Genomic DNA, 19,959 nt, shown 5'->3' on the forward strand with positions numbered 1-19,959 from the left:
CTCCGCTGCGGCATTCTCCGAATTAAGTGCCTCGGAGTTAAGCCCATGAGTTTCGATAATAATTATTTTAGTGCAGATCATAATGAATATACGCCGGGCCCACTCTCGAAAGCCGGTCGCGGCATTTTGCGCGTTGTGCTTCTTTTCGGCTCAGCAGCTGTTGCTCTTGCACTGATTATTGTGCCGGTCTTAAACGATCAGGCGAATAAGGTTGCGGCCCAATCGGTGTTGCCAGAGGGCATTGATCGGACCATGACAGGTTCGATCAAGCGTGACCCCGTTGTGATACGCAAAGCGCCGGTTCGCCCGATCTGTGTTATTGATGCAGATGGCAGTCATACGGGCGATTGCTGATAAGTTTTGAGTTTCGTATTTCCGAACACAAAACTGCATCATACTTTTGCTGAAACCACTCTATTCGACGTTTTTAAGTGCGTCAGCCAGTGAGGCCTTGGCAGAGCCAGGCTTCAGTGGCTTTTGTTGTGATTCATGTGGTGCCCAGCCCGACAGCCAGATTGTCGAGAAAGTTGCGCGGATGCGGCCATCCGGATCGCTGAACCGTTCGGCATAGATTTCCGCTGTCCGCAGGAAAAGCTTCTTTGAAACCGGTTTGCGCGAACGATCACGCAACACATTCTGCATACCCATGGCGCGCAGATCGGCCATCAGATTGAAAATGCTATCATAGCGCACCGTAACGTTATCAACGTCCGTCACCGGAAGTGCAAAACCTGCTCGTTGCAGAAGACCGCCGACATCGCGAACATCCGCGAAAGGGAAAATGCGCGGCGAAGCACCACCCGTCAGCTCGATTTCAGCCTGTAAAAGACTTTCGCGCAGCTCGCCCAAGGTCCCGTTGCCGCTGAGCGCCGCGAGAAACAGCCCGTCAGGCTTCAGCGCACGGGCAATCTGTATCATTGCGCCCGGGGTATCATTGGTCGAATGCAGTGACAGCAGCGAAACGATGAGATCGGTGCTCTGAGGTTTGAGCGGCAAGGCTTCTTCATCGGCGACAATTGCCGGGAAGGGGCCGTCGAGAAAAGCTGCGTCGCGTTCGATGCGCAAAACCATGTCCGCTTTGCCTGACCGGGCAATGGCAGCTGCTGCAAGACCATTATGGCCTGCGAGGTCAATCGCCACGGAGAAGTGGCGCTCGACAGCATCAAGCCTGTCTTCCAGATCATCCGCTACTCTGCGCAGCAAAAAGTCCGCACCGGACACCGCACGTCTGAAGGCACGGCGGCGGAACGCCAGCTGGAGGTCGCGATCAAAAATCGCATTTTCAGACGATTGGGCAGCCATTGCGATTCCGTCTTCTCTTTCGGATATGCGTCAGTAATATAGATAGGAGCGTAGATGCATTCGAACGGGGGCGAATGCAATGGTTGATGACGACAGGTCGCATCAAAGCTTGTTGTTCAGGCTTAAATCGGGGGTGCTTGGTGCTGTTCGCAGCGGCTTGCGCATGTCTGCCGATATTCTGTTTCCAGCGAGCTGTATCGGTTGCCGCATACAGGTTTCCGAACCCGGGACGCTTTGTCCGCATTGCTGGTCGCAGCTGCGCTTTATCGAAAAGCCTTATTGTCCGGTGCTTGGCATTCCGTTCAATCATGATTTTGGCGAGAATTTCATGAGCGCTGAAGCAATCGCCGATCCACCGCCATTTCGCCGCCTGCGCTCAGCTGTGTTGCATAGGGGCGCTGCACAGCGCATGGCTGTAGCACTCAAGTTTCATGATCGAACCGATCTTGCGCCGTGGATGGCGCGCTGGATGCAACGCGCCGGACGCGAGTTGCTGGATGAGTGCGATGTTATTTTGCCCGTACCCTTGCACAAATGGCGCTTCTGGTCGCGTCGGTTTAACCAGTCGGCAGAGCTGGCGCGTGCTTTGGCACAATTAAGCAGCAAGCCTTTTGCACCACAGGCGGTTAAGCGTATTCGGCGTACCAACCAGCAGATCGGGCTTGGTTTGAAAGAGCGCAAGCGGAATGTCGATGGCGCTTTCCGGGTGCCAAAGGAGCATGACATTCATGTGCGCGGGCGGCGTGTGCTGCTGATCGATGATGTTTATACAACGGGATCAACGGTGAAGGCTGCCACACGAGCGCTGCTGCGCGGTGGTGCAAAAAGCGTGGATGTGCTGACATTCAGCCGGGTTCTGCCGGATTAGTGAACACATGAGGGGCTTCCAGATCGTTGTTTTGCCACTTATATAGAGGCCAACGAATGGAGTTTTATATGACTGACGTCACCATCTATACCCGCCCTGGCTGCCCTTACTGCACGCGCGCAGTTGGCCTTTTGAAGAATAAGGGCGTTGAGTTCAACGAAATCAATGCAGGCGCTACACCTGAACTGCGTGCGGAAATGCAGGCACGTTCAGGCCGCAATACTTTCCCGCAGATTTTTGTCGGTTCTGTTCATGTTGGCGGTTGCGACGATCTCTTTGCTCTCGACAATGCTGGCAAGCTTGATGGCCTGCTTGCGACCGGCGAACTGAACTAACATCATGATGGGGGAGACACCTATGAGCACTTTTCGCGCCGCTGCCGTTCAGATGCGTTCGGGCACCGATGTGGCCCGCAATGTTGAAGCGATGGAAAAACTGGTTTCCGATGCTGTGGCAAAGGGTGCTCAATATGTGCAAACCCCTGAAATGACCGGAGCGCTGATGCGCGATCGTGCGGCACTTTTTGCAAGTCTGCGCGATGAAAATGAAGACCTTGTCTTCAAAGCTGCATCGGCACTTGCAAAAAAGCACGGCATATTTCTGCATATTGGTTCAACGGCTATTGCAGCCAGTGACGGTAAGATTGCCAATCGCGGTGGTATCTTTGCGCCTTCTGGTGAGAAGATTGCGACCTATGACAAGGTTCATATGTTTGATGTAGATCTCGACAATGGCGAAAGCTGGCGCGAATCGGCAACCTATGAGCCGGGCAAGGAAACGGTGATTGCCGAATTGCCTTTTGCCAAAGTTGGCATGGCGGTCTGCTACGATATTCGTTTCCCGCAACTGTTTCGCGCACAGGCGCTGGCGGGCGCCAATGTAATTACCGGACCAGCTGCTTTCACACGCCAGACGGGTGAAGCGCACTGGCATGTTTTGCAGCGTGCGCGTGCGATTGAAAATGGTGCATTCCTGATTTCTGCAGCTCAGGGCGGTGTGCATGAAGATGGTCGCGAGACTTATGGTCATTCGCTGATCGTTTCGCCATGGGGCAAGGTTCTGGCAGAAGCTGCTCATGATGAGCCGGGGGTGATTGTCGCGGATATTGACGTCAGCGAAAGCATTGCTGCGCGTGCGAAAGTGCCGAACCTCAAGAATGCGCGTGAGTTTTCAGTGAAGATCGCCCAAGAGAAACAGGACGCATAATCTATGATCCGCTTTTCGCTTCATTGCGATCACGGCCATGAATTTGAAGGCTGGTTTCGCGACAATGCCGATTTTGATCGGCAGTCGGAGCGGAAACTCGTCTCTTGTCCTGTCTGCAACTCGCCGGAAATCCAGAAGTCGCTGATGGCACCTGCAGTCTCCACCAGTCGCTCGAAAGAGCAGGTGGCGATTGCCATGGGCGAAGCACAGAAGCAGATGCTTGAACAAATGCGGGAGCTGAGTCGCAAGGTCCGTGAAAACGCGGATTATGTTGGCGATCAGTTTGCCGAAGAAGCGCGCAAGATCCACTTTGGTGAGACTGAAGCGCGGGGCATTTACGGCGAAGCGTCCAAGGAAGATGTTCACTCACTTATCGAAGACGGCGTTGATGTGATGCCTTTGCCTGTCTTCCCAGAAGACAAGAACTGACATTAAACGATTTTTGATTGCGTGAGGGGTCACGGCGCATGAAACTGATGGATTCCGCGCCTTTCCTGCTAATAGCGACGGGCATACTGCTGGGGCTCATTCTGCCGCTGGGGAAGATCGCTGCCGAAGCAGGTGTTCCGCCTGCAATGTGGACATTCCTGTTTTCAGCCAGTGCGGGGATTATTCTGCTTCTGGTTTTGCTTGTGAGCAAAAAGCGGGTTGGATTTTCGGGTGGCAGGCTGCGTTATTATATTTGCACTGCCGCGATTTCCTATGCGCTGCCCAATCTCCTGATCCTTTCTGCCATCCCGCGGCTCGGTGCGGGTTTCACTGGTATCATGTACACGCTGTCGCCTGTCATGACGCTGCTCATTTCGATGGGGTTTGGTCTTCGTCGACCGAATGGTTTGGGTATCGCGGGCATTATCGTAGGCTTCATCGGCGCAATTATGGTTGCAATGACGCGTGGCGAGGTTGGCAAGCCTGCCGATCCGCTATGGATCGGGCTTGCACTTCTCATTCCGGTTTTTCTTGCGATGGGGAATGTCTATCGCACTCTCGACTGGCCGAAAAATGCTGATCCGACCGAGCTTGCGGCGGGAAGTCACTTGGCTGCAGCCGTGATGCTGTTGATCGGGATTGTTGTATTTAATGGCAACTTCCCGATTGAGACACTGGCGCTTGCGCCGATAACGGCAGTTGCTCAGGCCATTGCGTCAGCTGGCATGTTTGCCTTGTTTTTCCGTCTGCAGGCCGTTGGTGGTCCGGTCTACCTTAGCCAAATCGGTTATGTGGCGGCAGCGCTGGGGCTGATTTCCGGCACGTTATTCTTGGGTGAAAACTATCCGCCGCTCACATGGATCGGCGCAGTCGTCATCGCCATCGGTGTGGCGCTGACGACAAAAGCGCAGAAACGCTGATAGTTGCTGTATTAAGCAGGTCGCTCAGCGAGAACCATGTAGTTCACATCGGTATCGCGTGAACGGCTCCAGCTATCAGCGAGTGGATTGTAGGTTACGCCCAATTTGTCGATGAGATTGAGACCGGCTTTGGAAAGCGCTGTTTCGAGCTCTTCCGGGCGCACCAGCTTTTCATATTGATGTGTGCCGCGCGGCAGCCAGCGCAGCACATATTCCGCTCCGATGATCGCGAAGCCATAAGCTTTGAGCGTGCGGTTGATGGTGGCGACAAACATCAGGCCACCCGGCTTCACCATTTCGCTGGTCGCAGACATGAACAGATCGACGTCAGAGACGTGCTCAACCACCTCCATGTTGAGTACGACATCGAATTTCTCGCCAGCTTCGGCGAGAGCCTCGGCAGTCGTTGCGCGATAATCGACTTCGACACCGCTTTGGGCTGCATGGATTTTTGCGACTTCGATATTGGTCTCAGAAGCATCTGCGCCGATCACCGTCGCACCCAGACGCGACATCGGCTCGCACAACAGGCCGCCGCCGCAACCGATATCGAGAAAGCGCAGACCTTCAAACGGGCGCGGGCTGTTCGGGTCGCGGTTGAGTTTTTCGCAGACCTTTTCCTTGATATAGGCAAGGCGCGTCGGATTGAATTTATGGAGCGGACGGAACTTGCCCTGCGGGTCCCACCATTGCGCAGCGATGCGCGAAAAATGCTCGATTTCGGAAGCATCGATCGTGGTGCGGGCAGTCTCGGTCATATCATTCTCCTGCGGAAGCGCGTGCAATCCTGCTCTCAAGGTAGCGCTCTAAAGTCAAGGATCAAATCAAATTCCAGAATCCGAAGCGTTGATTATTGTTTCACGGGAATCACACCCTTGCGGAAGCGCGACATTTTAGCTATGTGACCCCGGGTTTGTCTGTCGCAAGAAAATAATGTTTCGGCAGGCGTTAGTGTAATTTTTCAAAAGACGGGACGTATCCTTAAATGGCGCGCATCGTGATGAAATTCGGCGGCACTTCTGTGGCCGATCTGGAACGCATCTCTAATGTGGCGCGCCACGTCAAACGTGAAGTCGATGCGGGCAATCAGGTTGCCGTTGTCGTCTCCGCAATGTCGGGCAAGACGAACGAACTGGTCAACTGGGTGCAGAACATGCCCAAGGTTGCCGGTGGCACGTCACCTTTTTACGATGCACGCGAATATGACGCGATTGTTGCTTCTGGCGAGCAGGTAACGAGCGGCCTTCTGGCCATCGCGCTGCAGTCCATTGGCGTTGACGCGCGTTCGTGGCAGGGCTGGCAGATACCGATCAAGACCGACAATGCGCATGGCGCAGCGCGCATTCAGGAAATCGACGGATCAGAAATCATCCGCCGCATGGAAATGGGGCAGGTTGCTGTTGTTGCCGGTTTCCAGGGCATCGGTCCTGATAATCGCATCGCAACGCTTGGCCGTGGTGGTTCGGATACATCGGCTGTTGCCATTGCAGCAGGCGTTAAGGCTGACCGTTGCGACATCTATACCGATGTCGATGGCGTTTACACGACCGATCCGCGCATTGAACCCAAGGCAAAGCGCCTTTCCCGCATTACATTTGAAGAAATGCTGGAAATGGCTTCGCTTGGTGCCAAGGTTCTGCAGGTGCGCTCGGTCGAGCTTGCCATGGTACACAAAGTTCGCACCTTCGTGCGCTCAAGTTTTACGGACCCCAATGCACCGGGCATGGATGATCCGATCAATCCGCCCGGAACACTCATTTGCGACGAGGATGAAATCGTGGAACAGCAGGTCGTCACTGGTATCGCTTATGCGAAGGATGAAGCTCAGATTTCGCTCCGACGCGTGGCCGACCGGCCAGGTATCTCGGCAGCAATTTTCGGCCCTCTGGCCGAAGAGCACATCAATGTCGATATGATCGTCCAGAATGTGTCGGAAGACGGTTCGAAAACCGACATGACCTTCACGATCCCGACCGGCGATATCGACAAGGCACTGCGTGTTCTCGATAAAGTGAAGGGTGAAATCGGCTCGGACAATATCCAGTCTGAAACGGGGCTTGCCAAGATTTCCGTGATCGGTATCGGCATGCGCAGCCATGCTGGTGTTGCCGCCACCGCCTTCAAGGCATTAGCTGAAAAAGGCATCAACATTCGCGCGATCACCACGTCGGAAATCAAGATTTCCATCCTGATTGACGGGCCTTATGCGGAACTCGCTGTCCGCACGCTGCACGGCGTTTACGGTCTCGATAAGTAATCGGTCGATAGATAGATTATTAGCCGGCTCTGTCCGGTCCATTTTGGAACAATGCCGCCCGCTAGAAATAGTGGGCGGCATTTGCTTATTATATAAGTTGTCAGATTTTCTGACGATTAGACTAGACGCGCGTGTCAAAAATGCTCAAAAAGGATTTGGCGTAACGCTTCGCAGGCGGGTAAAGGGAATCGGCTTTGCGACAAGGCTGAGCCTGTACCAAATGAGGAGCCTCCGACGATCATGCGTGATCTGACAACCGGTCCCCGCGTGCTGCTGAAGCGGTTGCGCGAATTGATGGCGGAACCATTGGAGCCGCAGGAACGCCTTGATCGGATCGTCCGTGAAATCGCGCAAAATATGGTCGCGGAAGTTTGCTCCTTCTACATTCTTCGTGCTGATGGCGTGCTTGAGCTTTACGCGACCGAGGGTCTTAATCCACAGTCTGTTCACCTGGCGCAGCTGCGTCTGGGGCAGGGCCTCGTCGGTACGATTGCCGCGAGCGCACGCCCTTTGAACCTGACTGATGCGCAAAGTCATCCTGCCTTCGCCTATCTGCCTGAAACGGGTGAAGAAGCCTATAATTCATTCCTCGGTGTTCCTGTTCTTCGCGCTGGCCGCACTTTGGGCGTTCTTGTTGTCCAGAATCAGACCAAGCGGGCATATCGCGAAGACGAGGTTGAAGCACTTGAGACGACAGCAATGGTTCTTGCCGAGATTATCGCCACTGGCGATGGTCTGCGTCTGGCACGTCCAGGTATCGAACTGGATCTCGGCCGTCCGATGAGTGTCACAGGCAATGCGCTCAATGACGGCATCGGCCTTGGTCATGTCGTGCTGCACGAACCGCGCATCGTTGTCACCAACCTCTTCAATGAAGACAGTCAGGCTGAACTGACCCGGCTGGAAACGGCGCTCGGATCTTTGCGCATTTCCATTGACGACATGCTTTCGCGCCGTGATGTGGCTGTGGAAGGCGAGCACCGCGAAGTGCTCGAAGCCTATCGCATGTTCGCACATGATCGTGGTTGGGTGCGTCGTCTGGAAGAAGCTATCCATAACGGTTTGACGGCGGAAGCTGCGGTTGAAAAGGTGCAGAGCGACACGCGTGCGCGCATGGTGCATCTGACCGATCCTTACATGCGTGAACGCCTGTCTGACTTCGATGATCTGGCTAACCGTCTGCTGCGTCAGCTGATGGGGCGCGATGTCAAGACAATCGCCGAATCACTGGCCAAGGATGCCATTATCGTAGCCCGCACCATGGGTGCTGCCGAACTGCTCGACTACCCGCGTGAGCGCTTGCGTGGTGTGGTTCTGGAAGATGGTGCAGCCACCAGCCATGTGGTTATCGTTGCACGCGCAATGGGTATTCCTGTGGTTGGACAGGCCAAGGGCGCGGTTTCCATGGCGGAAAACAATGATGCCGCTATTGTCGATGGTGATGAAGGCATTGTGCATCTGCGTCCACAATCGGATGTGGAAACCGCTTATGCAGAAAAAGTCCGCTTCCGGGCGCGTCGTCAGGCCCATTATCGCGAATTGCGCGATAAGCCTGCACTGACCAAGGATAGTGTTGAAATCGGCTTGCTGATGAATGCAGGGCTTCTGGTTGATCTGCCGCAGCTTGCTGCATCAGGTGCTGCAGGTATTGGTCTCTTCCGCACTGAATTGCAGTTCATGGTGGCTTCGACCTTCCCGCGTGCAGAGCAGCAGGAACGTCTTTATCGCTCTGTGATCGAGGCCGCTGGCAATAAGCCCGTAACCTTCCGCACACTCGATATTGGTGGCGACAAGGTTCTTCCTTATTTCCGCACCATGGGTCAGGAAGAAAATCCGGCTCTTGGCTGGCGCGCGATCCGTCTGACGTTGGATCGGCCTGGTTTGCTGCGTACCCAGCTGCGCGCGCTTTTGAAAGCGGCCGGTGGCCGTGAGCTTAAGCTTATGCTGCCGATGGTGACTGAAGTCAGCGAAGTGAAGGCTGCACGCGAGATCATTGATCGCGAAGTGCGCCATCTTTCGCGCTTTGCGCATACGTTGCCGCTCAATCTCAAGCTTGGCGCGATGATCGAAGTGCCTGCGCTTTTGTGGCAGCTCGACGAGCTGATGTCGCTTGTTGATTTTGTCTCCGTTGGCTCAAACGATCTGTTCCAGTTCCTGATGGCGGTTGATCGCGGAAACTCGCTGATTTCTGGCCGTTTCGATCAGTTGTCGCCAGCATTTCTGCGCACGCTGCGTCACATTGTGGATGCTGGCAATCGTCATGGAAAATCGGTGACATTGTGCGGTGAAATGGCCGGACGCCCATTGACTGCGATGGCGCTGATCGGCCTCGGCTTCCGCTCGATTTCGATGTCGGCTGCGAGCATTGGTCCGGTCAAGGCGATGCTGGCAGCACTTGATGCAGGCAAGCTCAATGCCTTGTTAAATGAGAAGCTCGACAAGCCAAATGGCGCACATTCGCTGCGCGAATTGCTGCTTCAATTTGCCGAAGACAACGATATTCCGCTATAGCGTAGAAAATTGCATGAAATGTTTGGGTGCCATGCCTTGTGCGTGGCGCTCAATACTGCTTATTCGCGCTGCTATTAAAGTTTTCAGGATATACCAATGATCGCATTGCCACAGGACCGAATGGACCAGCTTTTGAAGCGGTTCTCGATGATTGAAAGCCAGATGGCGAACAATCCGGATTCGGAAACCTATGTGAAGCTTGCTTCGGAATATTCCGAACTTCAGGACGTTGTCGGAAAAATCAGGGAACTGACCGATGCGCGTAATGAAGCGCGTGATCTGGCTGCGATACGCGATGATGCTTCAACCGACGCTGAAATGCGCGCACTTGCTGTCGAAGAATTGCCTGACGTTGAAAAGCGCATTGAAGGTCTTGAGCAGGAAGTCCAGATTCTGCTTCTGCCCAAAGATGCAGCTGATGAGAAGAATGCGATCCTTGAAATCCGTGCTGGTACGGGCGGGCTAGAAGCGGCTCTCTTTGCAGGCGATCTTTTCCGCATGTATGAGCGGTTTGCGTCGGAAAAAGGCTGGCGCGTCGAGCTGGTCTCCTCGAGTGAAGGGGACGCTGGCGGCTACAAGGAAATCATTGCGACCGTTTCGGGCAAGGGTGTTTTCTCCAAGTTGAAGTTCGAATCAGGCGTGCATCGCGTGCAGCGTGTACCGGAAACCGAAGCGGGTGGTCGTATTCATACCTCAGCGGCAACGGTTGCCGTGCTTCCCGAAGCCGAAGACATCGATATTGAAATCCGCAACGAAGATATCCGCATTGATACGATGCGTGCTTCAGGCGCGGGTGGTCAGCACGTCAACACGACTGACTCGGCAGTGCGTATCACGCATATTCCAACGGGTATCATGGTCGTGCAGGCGGAAAAATCGCAGCACCAGAACCGTGCGCGCGCCATGCAGATCCTGCGCGCGCGTCTTTATGATATGGAACGCCAGAAGGCTGAAAGCGAACGTTCTGAATCACGCCGCAGCCAGGTTGGTTCCGGTGATCGCTCAGAGCGCATCCGCACCTATAATTTTCCGCAGGGCCGCGTGACCGACCACCGTATCAACCTCACGCTTTATAAGCTTGATCGGGTGATGATGGGCGAGCTTGATGAGTTGGTCGATGCGCTGATTTCAGATCATCAGACCGCACTTCTGATGGAACTGGGCGAAAACGCGTGAGTGGCGAGCGCCTCGATCAGCTAATGGCTCAAGCCCGCACACGGTTGCGGGGAGGGGGCGTTGATACACCCGATCTTGATGCCCAATTGCTTGTTGAATGGGCGACTGGAGCAACGCGGCTTGATCTGATTTCATGGCCGGAAAAGCTTATCGATGAAGATAAGGTTACTCAGTTAAACGAAGCGCTGGAGCGCCGCATAGCGGGGGAGCCGGTGCATCGCATTATCGGAATGCGCGAGTTTTATGGTCTGCCATTCCGGCTTTCACCAGAAACGCTTGAACCGCGCCCCGATACAGAAGCACTTGTCGAACTGGTTTCGCCTTATCTCGACAAGCTGATTGAGCGGCATGGTCAGGCACTGCTGCTTGATATGGGCACCGGAACAGGTGCGATCGCGATTTCGCTGTTGCATAAGTTTGAGAAACTCAACGGTATTGGGCTTGATGTCGCTGATGGCGCACTGGCAATGGCGCGGATCAATGCGCTGGCCAATGGTGTGAGCCAAAGGTTTGCGGCGCTCAAAAGTGACTGGTTCGCAAATGTGAGCGGCAAGTTTCATCTCATTGTCTCAAACCCGCCCTATATTCCAAGCAGGGATATCGAAGATCTTTCGCGGGAAGTGCGAGAGCACGATCCGATGGCAGCCCTTGATGGCGGCAACGACGGACTTAATTTTTATCGCGCTCTTGCAAGTGAGGCTCGCGCATACCTATATAATGATGGAATGATTGCCGTCGAAATTGGCGCAGGCCAATTTGACGATGTGAGCGCCATTTTTGAAAGCGCTGATTTCCATCTGACCAATGTTGCAAGTGATCTCGGTGGCCATAGAAGGGCCATGGTTTTCATACATAAAGCTGCTGCGGGTATTTGACGGACTGAGTGCTAAAAAACGCTCGATGACCTCAAAAAAGCGCTTGGAATTTGCGGCGAAGCCGTTTAGTTTCCAGCCACCGTATAGAGCCAGAATGGTTTTGCCCGCTTGAGGGCGGTGGCGGAAATGCTCCATGACGAATTTAGGTCATGCTCCCGTGAGGGTTTTTCTCATGGGATGGTTTGTACGGAAGTGCACGACTTTCAAAAATAATTCCGAAGAGTTTGTCTTTTCGGGTAGGTCTTGCAAATGCCAATCCGAAAGGTTCGTGTTGTCTTTCTGACAGTACGGAACTCAGAACCATTCGATGTGTGGGAAGTTTTAGGGTGTGCTTCCTCCATGGCTCGATAATGCGACGCCGGTGGCTTTAGGCTACGGGAATTTGACGCCCTTTAATCTGAAAAGAGAAGACGATGAGGCCAGCACAGCAGAACAGGCGCATGCGCGGACGGGGGAATAACAATAATAACAACAATAACCGCAAGGGCCCCAATCCTCTGTCGCGTAATTATGAAAGCAATGGTCCGGACGTAAAGATCCGCGGCAATGCTCAACATATTGCAGAAAAATATACGACACTGGCTCGCGACGCGCAGGCGTCTGGCGATCGTGTCATGGCTGAAAATTATCTTCAGCACGCAGAACATTACAACCGGATCATCATGGCTGCCATGGCGCAGCAGAATATCCCGTATCAGCGCGAAGAAAGCTTCGACAGCGATGGTGGTGATGAGGATGAAAGCGGCTTCGTGCCTGCTGCTCCGGTGCATCAGCCTGTCAATGGTTCCGGTCCACAGCCGGTAATCGAAGGCACGCCTGCTGAAGTTGTTTACGGCGAAGAAAGCAATGAGGGTCGTTCAGACAATCGTTCCGACAGTCGCCAGGATAACCGTTCGCAGCCACGCGACGGCCGTGAAAACCGTGATCGTCGCCTGGGTCGCGGTCGCCGCCCACAGCGCGAACGTTTCAATGCGGATGAATCTTCCGAGCAGCCAGTTGTAGAAGCACCAGTTGCCGCTGTTGCCGACGAACAGCCGGTTCCAGCGCCAGTTGCTGAAAAGCCAGCGCGCGCTGAGAAGCCTGCAAAGGTTGCAGAAGAAACAGCACCCGTTGTTGAAAAAGCTGCTCCCGCAGCAGAAGCACCGGTTGAAGCTGCACCTGAAGAGAAGCCAGTCCGCGCTACGCGCCGCCCGGGTCGTCCGCGCCGCGTTCCGAAGGATGAAGTTGCTGAAACAGCGGATTCCGATGCATAATTGCTGAAACAGCAATATGATTGATTTCAAAAAGATGGCGCGGTTTTCCGCGCCATTTTTATTTGTGTTTTAGCTGACTTTCCGGTCTTGCCGAAACCGCTCGATGTTCCCATATGCTTCCTTGGATAAGGAGCCAGCCGAATACGGGGGCTCCGTCACCAGAAGTCTTCCGATGCCAGAATGGGTCGGAGGGAAAAGGAGACATCATGAATATTGAGAAATACACCGAACGGGTTCGGGGATTCATCCAGTCGGCCCAGACATTTGCCCTTTCTTCCAGCAATCAGCAGTTTACGCCTGAACACCTTCTCAAAGTCCTTGTCGATGATGATGAGGGGCTTGTAGCGTCGCTGATCGAGCGTGCCGGTGGCCGCATCGCCGATGTGCGCATAGGTTTGCAGGCAGCTTTGGAAAAACTGCCGAAAGTGACCGGCGGTAACGATCAGCTTTATCTTGCACAGCCATTGGCAAAGGTTTTCATCCTTGCCGAGGAGCTTGCGAGCAAGGCTGGTGACAGCTTTGTCACGGTTGAGCGCCTGCTCACGGCACTTGCAATCGAGAAATCTGCAAAGACGTCTGAAATTCTTGCTGCTGCCGGTGTGACACCGACCGCGCTCAACAAGGTCATCAATGACATGCGTAAAGGCCGCACAGCCGATTCTGCTTCCGCTGAGAGCAATTACGATGCGCTCAAGAAATATGCACGCGATCTGACGGAAGATGCGCGTGCGGGCAAGCTTGATCCGGTCATCGGTCGAGACGAAGAAATTCGTCGCACGATTCAGGTTCTATCGCGTCGAACCAAGAATAATCCGGTGCTGATTGGTGAACCGGGCGTTGGTAAGACCGCAATTGCCGAAGGCTTGGCCCTGCGCATTGTTAATGGCGATGTGCCGGAATCGCTGAAAGACAAGCAGCTGATGGCACTCGATATGGGGGCGCTGATTGCCGGAGCGAAATATCGCGGTGAGTTTGAAGAACGTCTGAAAGCTGTGCTTTCTGAAGTGCAGACGGCCGCTGGCCAGATCATCCTGTTCATCGACGAAATGCATACGCTTGTCGGTGCAGGCAAGTCTGATGGCGCAATGGATGCATCGAACCTGCTCAAGCCTGCGCTGGCGCGCGGTGAGCTGCACTGCGTTGGTGCGACCACACTTGAGGAATATCGCAAATATGTTGAGAAGGACGCTGCCCTTGCACGTCGTTTCCAGCCGGTATTTGTCGATGAGCCAACGGTGGAAGACACGATTTCTATCCTTCGCGGTTTGAAGGAAAAGTATGAGCAGCACCACAAGGTCCGGGTTTCCGACTCGGCACTTGTCGCAGCCGCAACTTTGTCTAACCGTTACATCACCGATCGGTTTTTGCCGGATAAGGCGATTGATCTTGTCGATGAGGCCGCATCGCGTCTGCGTATGCAGGTGGATTCGAAGCCCGAAGAGCTTGACGAAATCGACCGCCGCGTGATGCAGCTTAAAATCGAGCGTGAAGCACTGAAGGTCGAAACCGACACTGCTTCAATTGATCGGCTGCAGCGCCTTGAAAAGGAACTGACTGATCTTGAAGAAGAATCAGCGGAGCTGACGTCGAAATGGCAGGCTGAAAAGCAGAAGCTGGGACTTGCGGCCGACTTGAAGCGTCAGCTTGAAGAGGCACGTAACGCTTTGGCGATTGCACAGCGCGGTGGCGAATTCCAGAAGGCGGGGGAACTTGCCTATGGCACGATCCCGCAGCTCGAAAAGCAGCTTGGTGACGCTGAAAGCAATGAGAACAAAGGCTCGTTGCTTGAGGAAACCGTGACGCCTGACCATGTTGGGCAGATTGTTTCCCGCTGGACCGGTATTCCGGTTGAACGGATGCTGGAAGGCGAGCGCGAAAAACTTCTGCGCATGGAAGACGAACTTGCAAAGCGGGTTGTCGGTCAGGGTGAAGCGGTTCAGGCTGTTTCCAAGGCCGTTCGTCGTGCCCGCGCAGGTCTTCAGGATCCGAACAGGCCAATTGGCTCGTTCATCTTCCTTGGACCAACAGGCGTGGGCAAGACCGAGCTTACCAAGGCGCTGGCTTCGTTCCTGTTCCAGGACGACACGGCAATGGTTCGCATCGATATGTCGGAATTTATGGAGAAACACTCTGTAAGCCGACTGATTGGCGCACCTCCCGGCTATGTCGGCTATGAGGAAGGCGGCGTTCTGACGGAATCCGTGCGGCGCAGGCCATATCAGGTGATCCTGTTCGATGAGATCGAAAAGGCACATCCAGATGTGTTCAACGTGCTGTTGCAGGTTCTCGATGATGGTCGTCTGACCGATGGTCAGGGCCGAACGGTCGATTTCCGCAATACGGTCATCATCATGACCTCGAACCTCGGCGCTGAATATCTCGTCAATCTTGGTGAGAAAGACGATGTCGAAAGCGTTCGTGATGAGGTGATGGGCGTTGTGCGGGCTGCATTCCGTCCGGAGTTCCTGAACCGCGTTGATGAAATCATCCTGTTCCACAGGCTGCGCCGCGACGACATGGGTTCGATTGTCGATATCCAGATGAAGCGTCTGCAGGCTCTGCTGCATGATCGCAAGATCTCGCTGGAACTCGAAGACGATGCTCGCGAATGGCTGGCAAACAAAGGTTATGATCCGGCTTATGGTGCGCGTCCATTGAAGCGCGTCATCCAGAAGGAAGTTCAGGACCCGCTGGCCGAACGCATCCTGCTTGGTGATATTCTTGACGGTTCAATCGTCAAGATCTTGCCCGGTTCGGACCGGCTTAACTTTCGCCCTATCCGTGTAATGGGTGAAGGGGAACCGGTGAAGGAAGACGAAAAGGCCTAAGCCTTAAACTCTGTTGTAAAAAGCGCCGCACTCATCCGATTGCGGCGCTTTTTTTCTTTTTGTGCAGAGGCGGCCACTTTCATGGCCATCTTCATGTCCAGTTCATCTGGCATTTGCTGTTATTGAGTAATCAATTGTTAACCATATAGTTGCATCCCTTATCCTAAGGTAATTCAGGGTTTCTTGTATGTCGCATCTCTTACGCATGCTTCGCTTCGGATTGTTTGGTTCTGCAATCATTCTTGCAGCAGGCGGTTCTGCCTTTGCGCAAACGCGCGATGCGACGACCAGTATTTCGCAGCCTATGCAACTGGCACAGCTATTCGATTGGGGCCATGAGCGTGGTCGCGACCGGGGAGTGCGCGTTTACACGGATGAATATGGCCGACAGATAACAGTCGATCGTCGCGGACGGGTCCTGCATGTTGAAGACCCTCGCGATACCGGTCGCTATGCGAGTGGTGGTCAGCAGGATGGCGGCTGGTCTGACGGACCAGTGGGCGGCGGCGCCCCTTATGATGGTTTCGGCAATGTGCCAGAAGATCCAAACTATTATCCGGATGCCCCTTCGGCTCCGGGCTACGACAATAACCGTGACGGACAGGTGCAGCGTTCGGAGCTACCTCCGGCAGGCACCGAATATCCCGATACAGAATCACCGACTGCCAGCATCAATCGCGATCCCGGTTATGAACAGCCGTCGACGCAGCCTCATGCCGTGCCAAATACGGACGATATGACACCAGCTATCGAAATGCCGAAAGGGCAGGGCGCAAAGCAGAAAATTGCAGCCTATCAGATATTGCTTGATCGGGCAGGTGCATCTCCTGGCGTAATCGATGGCCGTTCGGGCAGCAATGTGGATAAGGCCGCTGCAGCTTATGGCGAGATGACGGGCAAGTTCCTCAATCCAACCGATGAAGCTGGGATCAATGCTGAGCTTGAAGCAACCGGCGGCGCTGCTTTCACCGAATATACGATCACGAACGAAGATGTCGGTCGCCAATATGTGGCTTCGATTCCTGACGATTACGCGCATAAAGCGCAGCTTCCCGCCATGGCCTATACGTCTGTGACCGAAATGCTAGGTGAGAAGTTTCACATCGATGAAGCCTATCTCAAAGAGATCAATCCGGGTGTGAACTTCAATCAGCCGGGCTCGGTTGTGAAGGTGCCTAATCTTGGCAAGCCTGTCCGCTCCAAAGTTGCACGTATCATTGCCGATAAGGGCCGCAAGCAGGTTCGTGGCTATGATGAAACCGGCAAACTTGTCGTTGCCTATCCATCGACGATCGGTTCATCCGATACGCCTTCGCCATCTGGTATTGTTCAGGTTCAGCGCATCGCGATCAATCCGAACTATACCTACAATCCGAAGATCAACTTTAAGCAGGGCAGCAATGATAAAGTGCTGACCATTCCACCTGGTCCAAACGGTCCGGTTGGTACGGTTTGGATCGCACTGTCAAAGCCGACCTATGGTATTCACGGAACGCCTGAGCCTTCGCGGATTGGTAAGACCTCCAGCCATGGCTGTGTGCGCCTGACCAATTGGGATGCGGAAGAGCTGGCAAAGCTGGTGAAAGCGGGCGTAACGGTCGAGTTCACGGAATAACTCTTCGAACACGCAAACCTCCTGATACAAAAAAGCGCGGCGCAAGTTTTAAATTGCGTCGCGCTTTTCCGTTGATTTGCGAAAAGTAGCTCAATTTGTAGACGAAGAAAGTGCCTTAGCTCTTCGTCGATCCGCTCGATGCAACCTTTGTATCTGCATCATCATTATTCAGCAGCGTATCGATGCGATCGCGTTCCTGCTTGAAAGCTTCAAGTTCTTTGCCTTGCAGGGCTTTATTATCGGGCAGGCGGATACGAAGCGGGTCAACCTTGGTTCCGTTGACGATCAGCTCATAGTGAAGGTGAGGACCGGTCGAAAGTCCGGTCGATCCGACAAAACCGATGACCTGGCCCTGACGAACACGCTGACCGGCGCTCACGCCGCGGGCGATGGCATTCTGGTGGCTGTAGCTGCTGACATAGCCATTGGCATGACGAATCAAAGTCTGATTGCCATAGCCGTTTGTCCATCCGGCCTTCTCAACAACGCCATTACCTGACGCAATAATGGGGGTTCCACGCGGTGCTGCCCAATCGACGCCCGTATGCATACGGCTATAACCGAGAATCGGATGGCGCCGCATGCCGAACGGAGAACGGAACACGCCATTAGGAACTGGATTGCGAAGCAGGAACTGCTTTGCGCTCTTACCGTCTTCATTAAAGTAATCAACAGCACCGTCCGGAGCCTGATACCTATAGAACTTGCGCGTTGTCCCGCTGAAGTTTGCAGCCACATAAAGAAGCTGCGACTCACCATCTGGCTTCTCTGGGTCGTCTGGCAACGAGAAGAAGGCGTCGATCTTATCGCTCTGTGAGAGTCGCGCTTGCAGATCGACATCGGTTGCCAACATTTTTACCAGCTGCTCACGCATGGTTTCGGTCATGCCATAAGCGAGCGCTGCACGACTTATGCCGTCATAAACACTCGGCAGATTGCCGCGAATCGCAGCTGGCGGTGCATCGCCGTCAAAAGCGGATGCAAGAAGCGGTGTTTCTTCCGGTTGATCCGACGGCACATATTGCTGTCGATCATTCAATGCGATGGTCACAAGATGCGTGGTGCGATGATAAACGCTAGCACGTACGATACGATCTTCATCATCTCGCGTTTCTGTTCCAATTCGCAGAACGCTGCCTTCTTTTAGGCGGGGCGAATTGAGCAGTTTTGTGAGTGCGCTCGCCATGTTGGTGGCGTCTTCACCTGAATAGCCAGCGCTTTCCAATGCCTGATCAATTTCCATCGTCTGATGGAAAGGAATCAGTTCTTCGGAAAAGCCGCTGCCGGTTTCTTCGTCGTCGGCACGTTGTGCGACGCTCACATTTTCCTGAGTGATCTTCACGCCAAGAGCAGGGCTCAGTGCAAAAGAAGAATCCGTGCCACCAAAGCGGGCCGGATCCACATAATGCAGTGAGGCAACCTGAACATCGCCATCAGTCAACAGAACGCCTGTGTCGCGTACGACTTTTTCGACTTCATCTACGGTCAAGTCGTTCGATGCATCAAATGCTACGCTGTTTAATGGGAAATCCTCTACGCGTAGGCTGACTTCGCTTTCAACCTTCGCTCCATATATCTGCCCGGTATCGGCTGGTAGCGCTGCTGCCGGGCCTTCCGAGAAGATAGCCATAGCATCAAACGCAGGGTATTTCCGGCTTGTCGGATGGTCTACGGCCAACGTCATACTGACCAGCTCGAAAGGCCGCGTGCGAATGACTTCCCGCTCACCGACTTTTTGCATGGTCGAGAGATCGAAACGGCGACGATCATTGGCCTTCTGCTTTGATATCGTGCTTACAAGTCGAGCGCCCTTTGTGACGCTCGTATCATTGGCGATACCCGGCATGTCATTGCGTGCGAGAATTTCGGGTGGGGTCGCCAATTGTTCGCGACCATCAAGTGCCGCGAACAGCGCGACACCGATAAGCATACAAGATGTAACGCCGGTAAGAAACGTACCAGCAAGCCAGCGGGCAGAAACTTCACGCCTATCCGGTGGTCGCCGCCTGCCGCCTACTGTGAGCGGGGGCTCGTCACCCGGATCGAGATTATTCGGCCCCATTTCTTTCATGCTGCTCTTGTAGGCCCTTCTGCAAATCTGGCTGCACTCTATAAAAGGTGCGTGAACATCATTTTTCAGAGAGCAGCAAAGCTGCCGTCCGACGTATGGTGTCTTCCCTTATTATGGAAGTCCCTCAAGCGGGTAACTGAGTTTTGCCTGCCACGACAACGTAAGTCAACGATAAGCGGATCGTCTTTCGTTATTCACAGCGGTTTGCGGGCCAATTTTCAGTTCGCGGGACGCTATTCCAATAATGAGGCCGGTTTGTGGCTCGCCCCTATCTATAAGGAGCGGCGCCAGAGTTCTGTATATAAGCGTATACCGTGGAAAACCTGACAACTGTGGAAGTCTGTCAAAAAAAATTCAAATTAGACGCAAAAGCCCGTTGACAGTTTTGCTTTGTGGGGTCTATATGGCGCTCACCGAGGGCGGCGATCGTCGCAAGCGACAGAATGGTTCGTCCTTGGAGTTGAGTTAGGCGATTGAGATTTCAGTTTTAATTGTTTGGTTTGGCGGCGTTGACGGGGTGAAAGCTTTGTTGATGTATTGAGGAAGGAACGGTTGATAAGGCTGTGAATTTCTTGAAAAAAATGGGTTGACACGGTTTGCACTGTGGATTAGATACCCGGCACCGCTAAGACGGAGCGAGACGAGATT

Annotated in this window: 17 protein-coding genes; 13 read left to right on the forward strand and 4 right to left on the reverse strand. The window is 53.9% G+C overall.

Annotated features, from left to right (window positions below; genetic code table 11):
* Positions 1 to 45 precede the first annotated feature (45 nt).
* Positions 46 to 354 (forward strand): hypothetical protein, encoded by a 309-nt coding sequence (locus ABWV94_RS07450; RefSeq protein WP_007872004.1) that lies wholly within the window; start codon positions 46 to 48, stop codon positions 352 to 354.
* 60 nt (positions 355 to 414) lie between these two features.
* Here the strand turns inward: ABWV94_RS07450 and ABWV94_RS07455 are convergent, their stop codons facing one another.
* Positions 415 to 1,302 carry a methyltransferase domain-containing protein gene (locus ABWV94_RS07455; RefSeq protein ID WP_113499433.1) on the reverse strand — a complete coding sequence of 296 codons (888 nt, stop codon included), beginning with the start codon at positions 1,300 to 1,302 and terminating at the stop codon, positions 415 to 417.
* 79 nt (positions 1,303 to 1,381) lie between these two features.
* Between ABWV94_RS07455 and ABWV94_RS07460 the strand changes: the two genes are divergently transcribed.
* From ABWV94_RS07460 to ABWV94_RS07480, 5 genes are all read left to right on the forward strand, one after another.
* Entirely contained in the window at positions 1,382 to 2,170 is a 789-nt protein-coding gene (locus ABWV94_RS07460) for a ComF family protein (RefSeq protein ID WP_112814509.1), read from the forward strand.
* Between the two features lie 68 nt (positions 2,171 to 2,238).
* Positions 2,239 to 2,505, forward strand: coding sequence for a glutaredoxin 3 (grxC, locus tag ABWV94_RS07465; RefSeq protein ID WP_007871996.1), 267 nt, complete (start codon positions 2,239 to 2,241; stop codon positions 2,503 to 2,505).
* A 22-nt stretch (positions 2,506 to 2,527) separates the two neighbouring features.
* On the forward strand, positions 2,528 to 3,376 hold the full coding sequence (locus ABWV94_RS07470; RefSeq protein ID WP_113499431.1) for a carbon-nitrogen hydrolase family protein: 849 nt from the start codon (positions 2,528 to 2,530) through the stop codon (positions 3,374 to 3,376).
* A gap of 3 nt (positions 3,377 to 3,379) precedes the next feature.
* Positions 3,380 to 3,805 (forward strand): DUF1178 family protein, encoded by a 426-nt coding sequence (locus tag ABWV94_RS07475; protein WP_064322119.1) that lies wholly within the window; start codon positions 3,380 to 3,382, stop codon positions 3,803 to 3,805.
* Between the two features lie 38 nt (positions 3,806 to 3,843).
* On the forward strand, positions 3,844 to 4,725 hold the full coding sequence (locus ABWV94_RS07480; RefSeq protein ID WP_007871986.1) for a DMT family transporter: 882 nt from the start codon (positions 3,844 to 3,846) through the stop codon (positions 4,723 to 4,725).
* Positions 4,726 to 4,736: 11 nt separating this feature from the next.
* On the opposite strand, the gene ubiG is transcribed toward ABWV94_RS07480, so the two are convergent.
* Complete coding sequence (gene ubiG / locus ABWV94_RS07485; RefSeq protein WP_353412923.1) at positions 4,737 to 5,483, reverse strand: bifunctional 2-polyprenyl-6-hydroxyphenol methylase/3-demethylubiquinol 3-O-methyltransferase UbiG; 747 nt, start codon at positions 5,481 to 5,483, stop codon at positions 4,737 to 4,739.
* A gap of 227 nt (positions 5,484 to 5,710) precedes the next feature.
* On the opposite strand from ubiG, the gene ABWV94_RS07490 reads away from it, so the two are divergent.
* From ABWV94_RS07490 to ABWV94_RS07520, 7 genes are all read left to right on the forward strand, one after another.
* Positions 5,711 to 6,982, forward strand: coding sequence for an aspartate kinase (locus tag ABWV94_RS07490; RefSeq protein ID WP_007871981.1), 1,272 nt, complete (start codon positions 5,711 to 5,713; stop codon positions 6,980 to 6,982).
* 240 nt (positions 6,983 to 7,222) lie between these two features.
* On the forward strand, positions 7,223 to 9,493 hold the full coding sequence (gene ptsP, locus ABWV94_RS07495) for a phosphoenolpyruvate--protein phosphotransferase (RefSeq protein WP_079212354.1): 2,271 nt from the start codon (positions 7,223 to 7,225) through the stop codon (positions 9,491 to 9,493).
* Positions 9,494 to 9,589: 96 nt separating this feature from the next.
* Complete coding sequence (gene prfA, locus ABWV94_RS07500; RefSeq protein WP_113500213.1) at positions 9,590 to 10,669, forward strand: peptide chain release factor 1; 1,080 nt, start codon at positions 9,590 to 9,592, stop codon at positions 10,667 to 10,669.
* 23 nt (positions 10,670 to 10,692) lie between these two features.
* On the forward strand, positions 10,693 to 11,544 hold the full coding sequence (gene prmC / locus ABWV94_RS07505) for a peptide chain release factor N(5)-glutamine methyltransferase (RefSeq protein WP_353412945.1): 852 nt from the start codon (positions 10,693 to 10,695) through the stop codon (positions 11,542 to 11,544).
* Between the two features lie 413 nt (positions 11,545 to 11,957).
* Complete coding sequence (locus tag ABWV94_RS07510) at positions 11,958 to 12,797, forward strand: DUF4167 domain-containing protein (RefSeq protein WP_113500212.1); 840 nt, start codon at positions 11,958 to 11,960, stop codon at positions 12,795 to 12,797.
* Positions 12,798 to 13,003: 206 nt separating this feature from the next.
* Entirely contained in the window at positions 13,004 to 15,625 is a 2,622-nt protein-coding gene (clpB, locus tag ABWV94_RS07515) for an ATP-dependent chaperone ClpB (RefSeq protein ID WP_353412927.1), read from the forward strand.
* 205 nt (positions 15,626 to 15,830) lie between these two features.
* Complete coding sequence (locus ABWV94_RS07520) at positions 15,831 to 17,240, forward strand: L,D-transpeptidase (protein ID WP_407932771.1); 1,410 nt, start codon at positions 15,831 to 15,833, stop codon at positions 17,238 to 17,240.
* 115 nt (positions 17,241 to 17,355) lie between these two features.
* Here the strand turns inward: ABWV94_RS07520 and ABWV94_RS07525 are convergent, their stop codons facing one another.
* Entirely contained in the window at positions 17,356 to 19,311 is a 1,956-nt protein-coding gene (locus ABWV94_RS07525; protein WP_007871964.1) for a M23 family metallopeptidase, read from the reverse strand.
* 465 nt (positions 19,312 to 19,776) lie between these two features.
* A partial coding sequence (locus ABWV94_RS07530; protein WP_353412929.1) for a hypothetical protein occupies positions 19,777 to 19,959 on the reverse strand: 183 nt, incomplete at its 5' end.

The organism is Brucella sp. NBRC 12953 (genome assembly GCF_040369775.1).
GTDB classification, from domain to species: Bacteria; Pseudomonadota; Alphaproteobacteria; order Rhizobiales; family Rhizobiaceae; genus Brucella; species Brucella pseudogrignonensis.

Excerpts from the sequence above, each read along its gene's own strand:
- ABWV94_RS07450 (WP_007872004.1), top strand. The coding sequence starts at position 46 with ATGAGTTTCGATAATAATTATTTTAGTGCAGATCATAATGAATATACG.
- ABWV94_RS07455 (WP_113499433.1), bottom strand. The coding sequence starts at position 1,302 with ATGGCTGCCCAATCGTCTGAAAATGCGATTTTTGATCGCGACCTCCAG.
- ABWV94_RS07460 (WP_112814509.1), top strand. The coding sequence starts at position 1,382 with ATGGTTGATGACGACAGGTCGCATCAAAGCTTGTTGTTCAGGCTTAAA.
- grxC (WP_007871996.1), top strand. The coding sequence starts at position 2,239 with ATGACTGACGTCACCATCTATACCCGCCCTGGCTGCCCTTACTGCACG.
- ABWV94_RS07470 (WP_113499431.1), top strand. The coding sequence starts at position 2,528 with ATGAGCACTTTTCGCGCCGCTGCCGTTCAGATGCGTTCGGGCACCGAT.
- ABWV94_RS07475 (WP_064322119.1), top strand. The coding sequence starts at position 3,380 with ATGATCCGCTTTTCGCTTCATTGCGATCACGGCCATGAATTTGAAGGC.
- ABWV94_RS07480 (WP_007871986.1), top strand. The coding sequence starts at position 3,844 with ATGAAACTGATGGATTCCGCGCCTTTCCTGCTAATAGCGACGGGCATA.
- ubiG (WP_353412923.1), bottom strand. The coding sequence starts at position 5,483 with ATGACCGAGACTGCCCGCACCACGATCGATGCTTCCGAAATCGAGCAT.
- ABWV94_RS07490 (WP_007871981.1), top strand. The coding sequence starts at position 5,711 with ATGGCGCGCATCGTGATGAAATTCGGCGGCACTTCTGTGGCCGATCTG.
- ptsP (WP_079212354.1), top strand. The coding sequence starts at position 7,223 with ATGCGTGATCTGACAACCGGTCCCCGCGTGCTGCTGAAGCGGTTGCGC.
- prfA (WP_113500213.1), top strand. The coding sequence starts at position 9,590 with ATGATCGCATTGCCACAGGACCGAATGGACCAGCTTTTGAAGCGGTTC.
- prmC (WP_353412945.1), top strand. The coding sequence starts at position 10,693 with ATGGCTCAAGCCCGCACACGGTTGCGGGGAGGGGGCGTTGATACACCC.
- ABWV94_RS07510 (WP_113500212.1), top strand. The coding sequence starts at position 11,958 with ATGAGGCCAGCACAGCAGAACAGGCGCATGCGCGGACGGGGGAATAAC.
- clpB (WP_353412927.1), top strand. The coding sequence starts at position 13,004 with ATGAATATTGAGAAATACACCGAACGGGTTCGGGGATTCATCCAGTCG.
- ABWV94_RS07520 (WP_407932771.1), top strand. The coding sequence starts at position 15,831 with ATGCTTCGCTTCGGATTGTTTGGTTCTGCAATCATTCTTGCAGCAGGC.
- ABWV94_RS07525 (WP_007871964.1), bottom strand. The coding sequence starts at position 19,311 with ATGAAAGAAATGGGGCCGAATAATCTCGATCCGGGTGACGAGCCCCCG.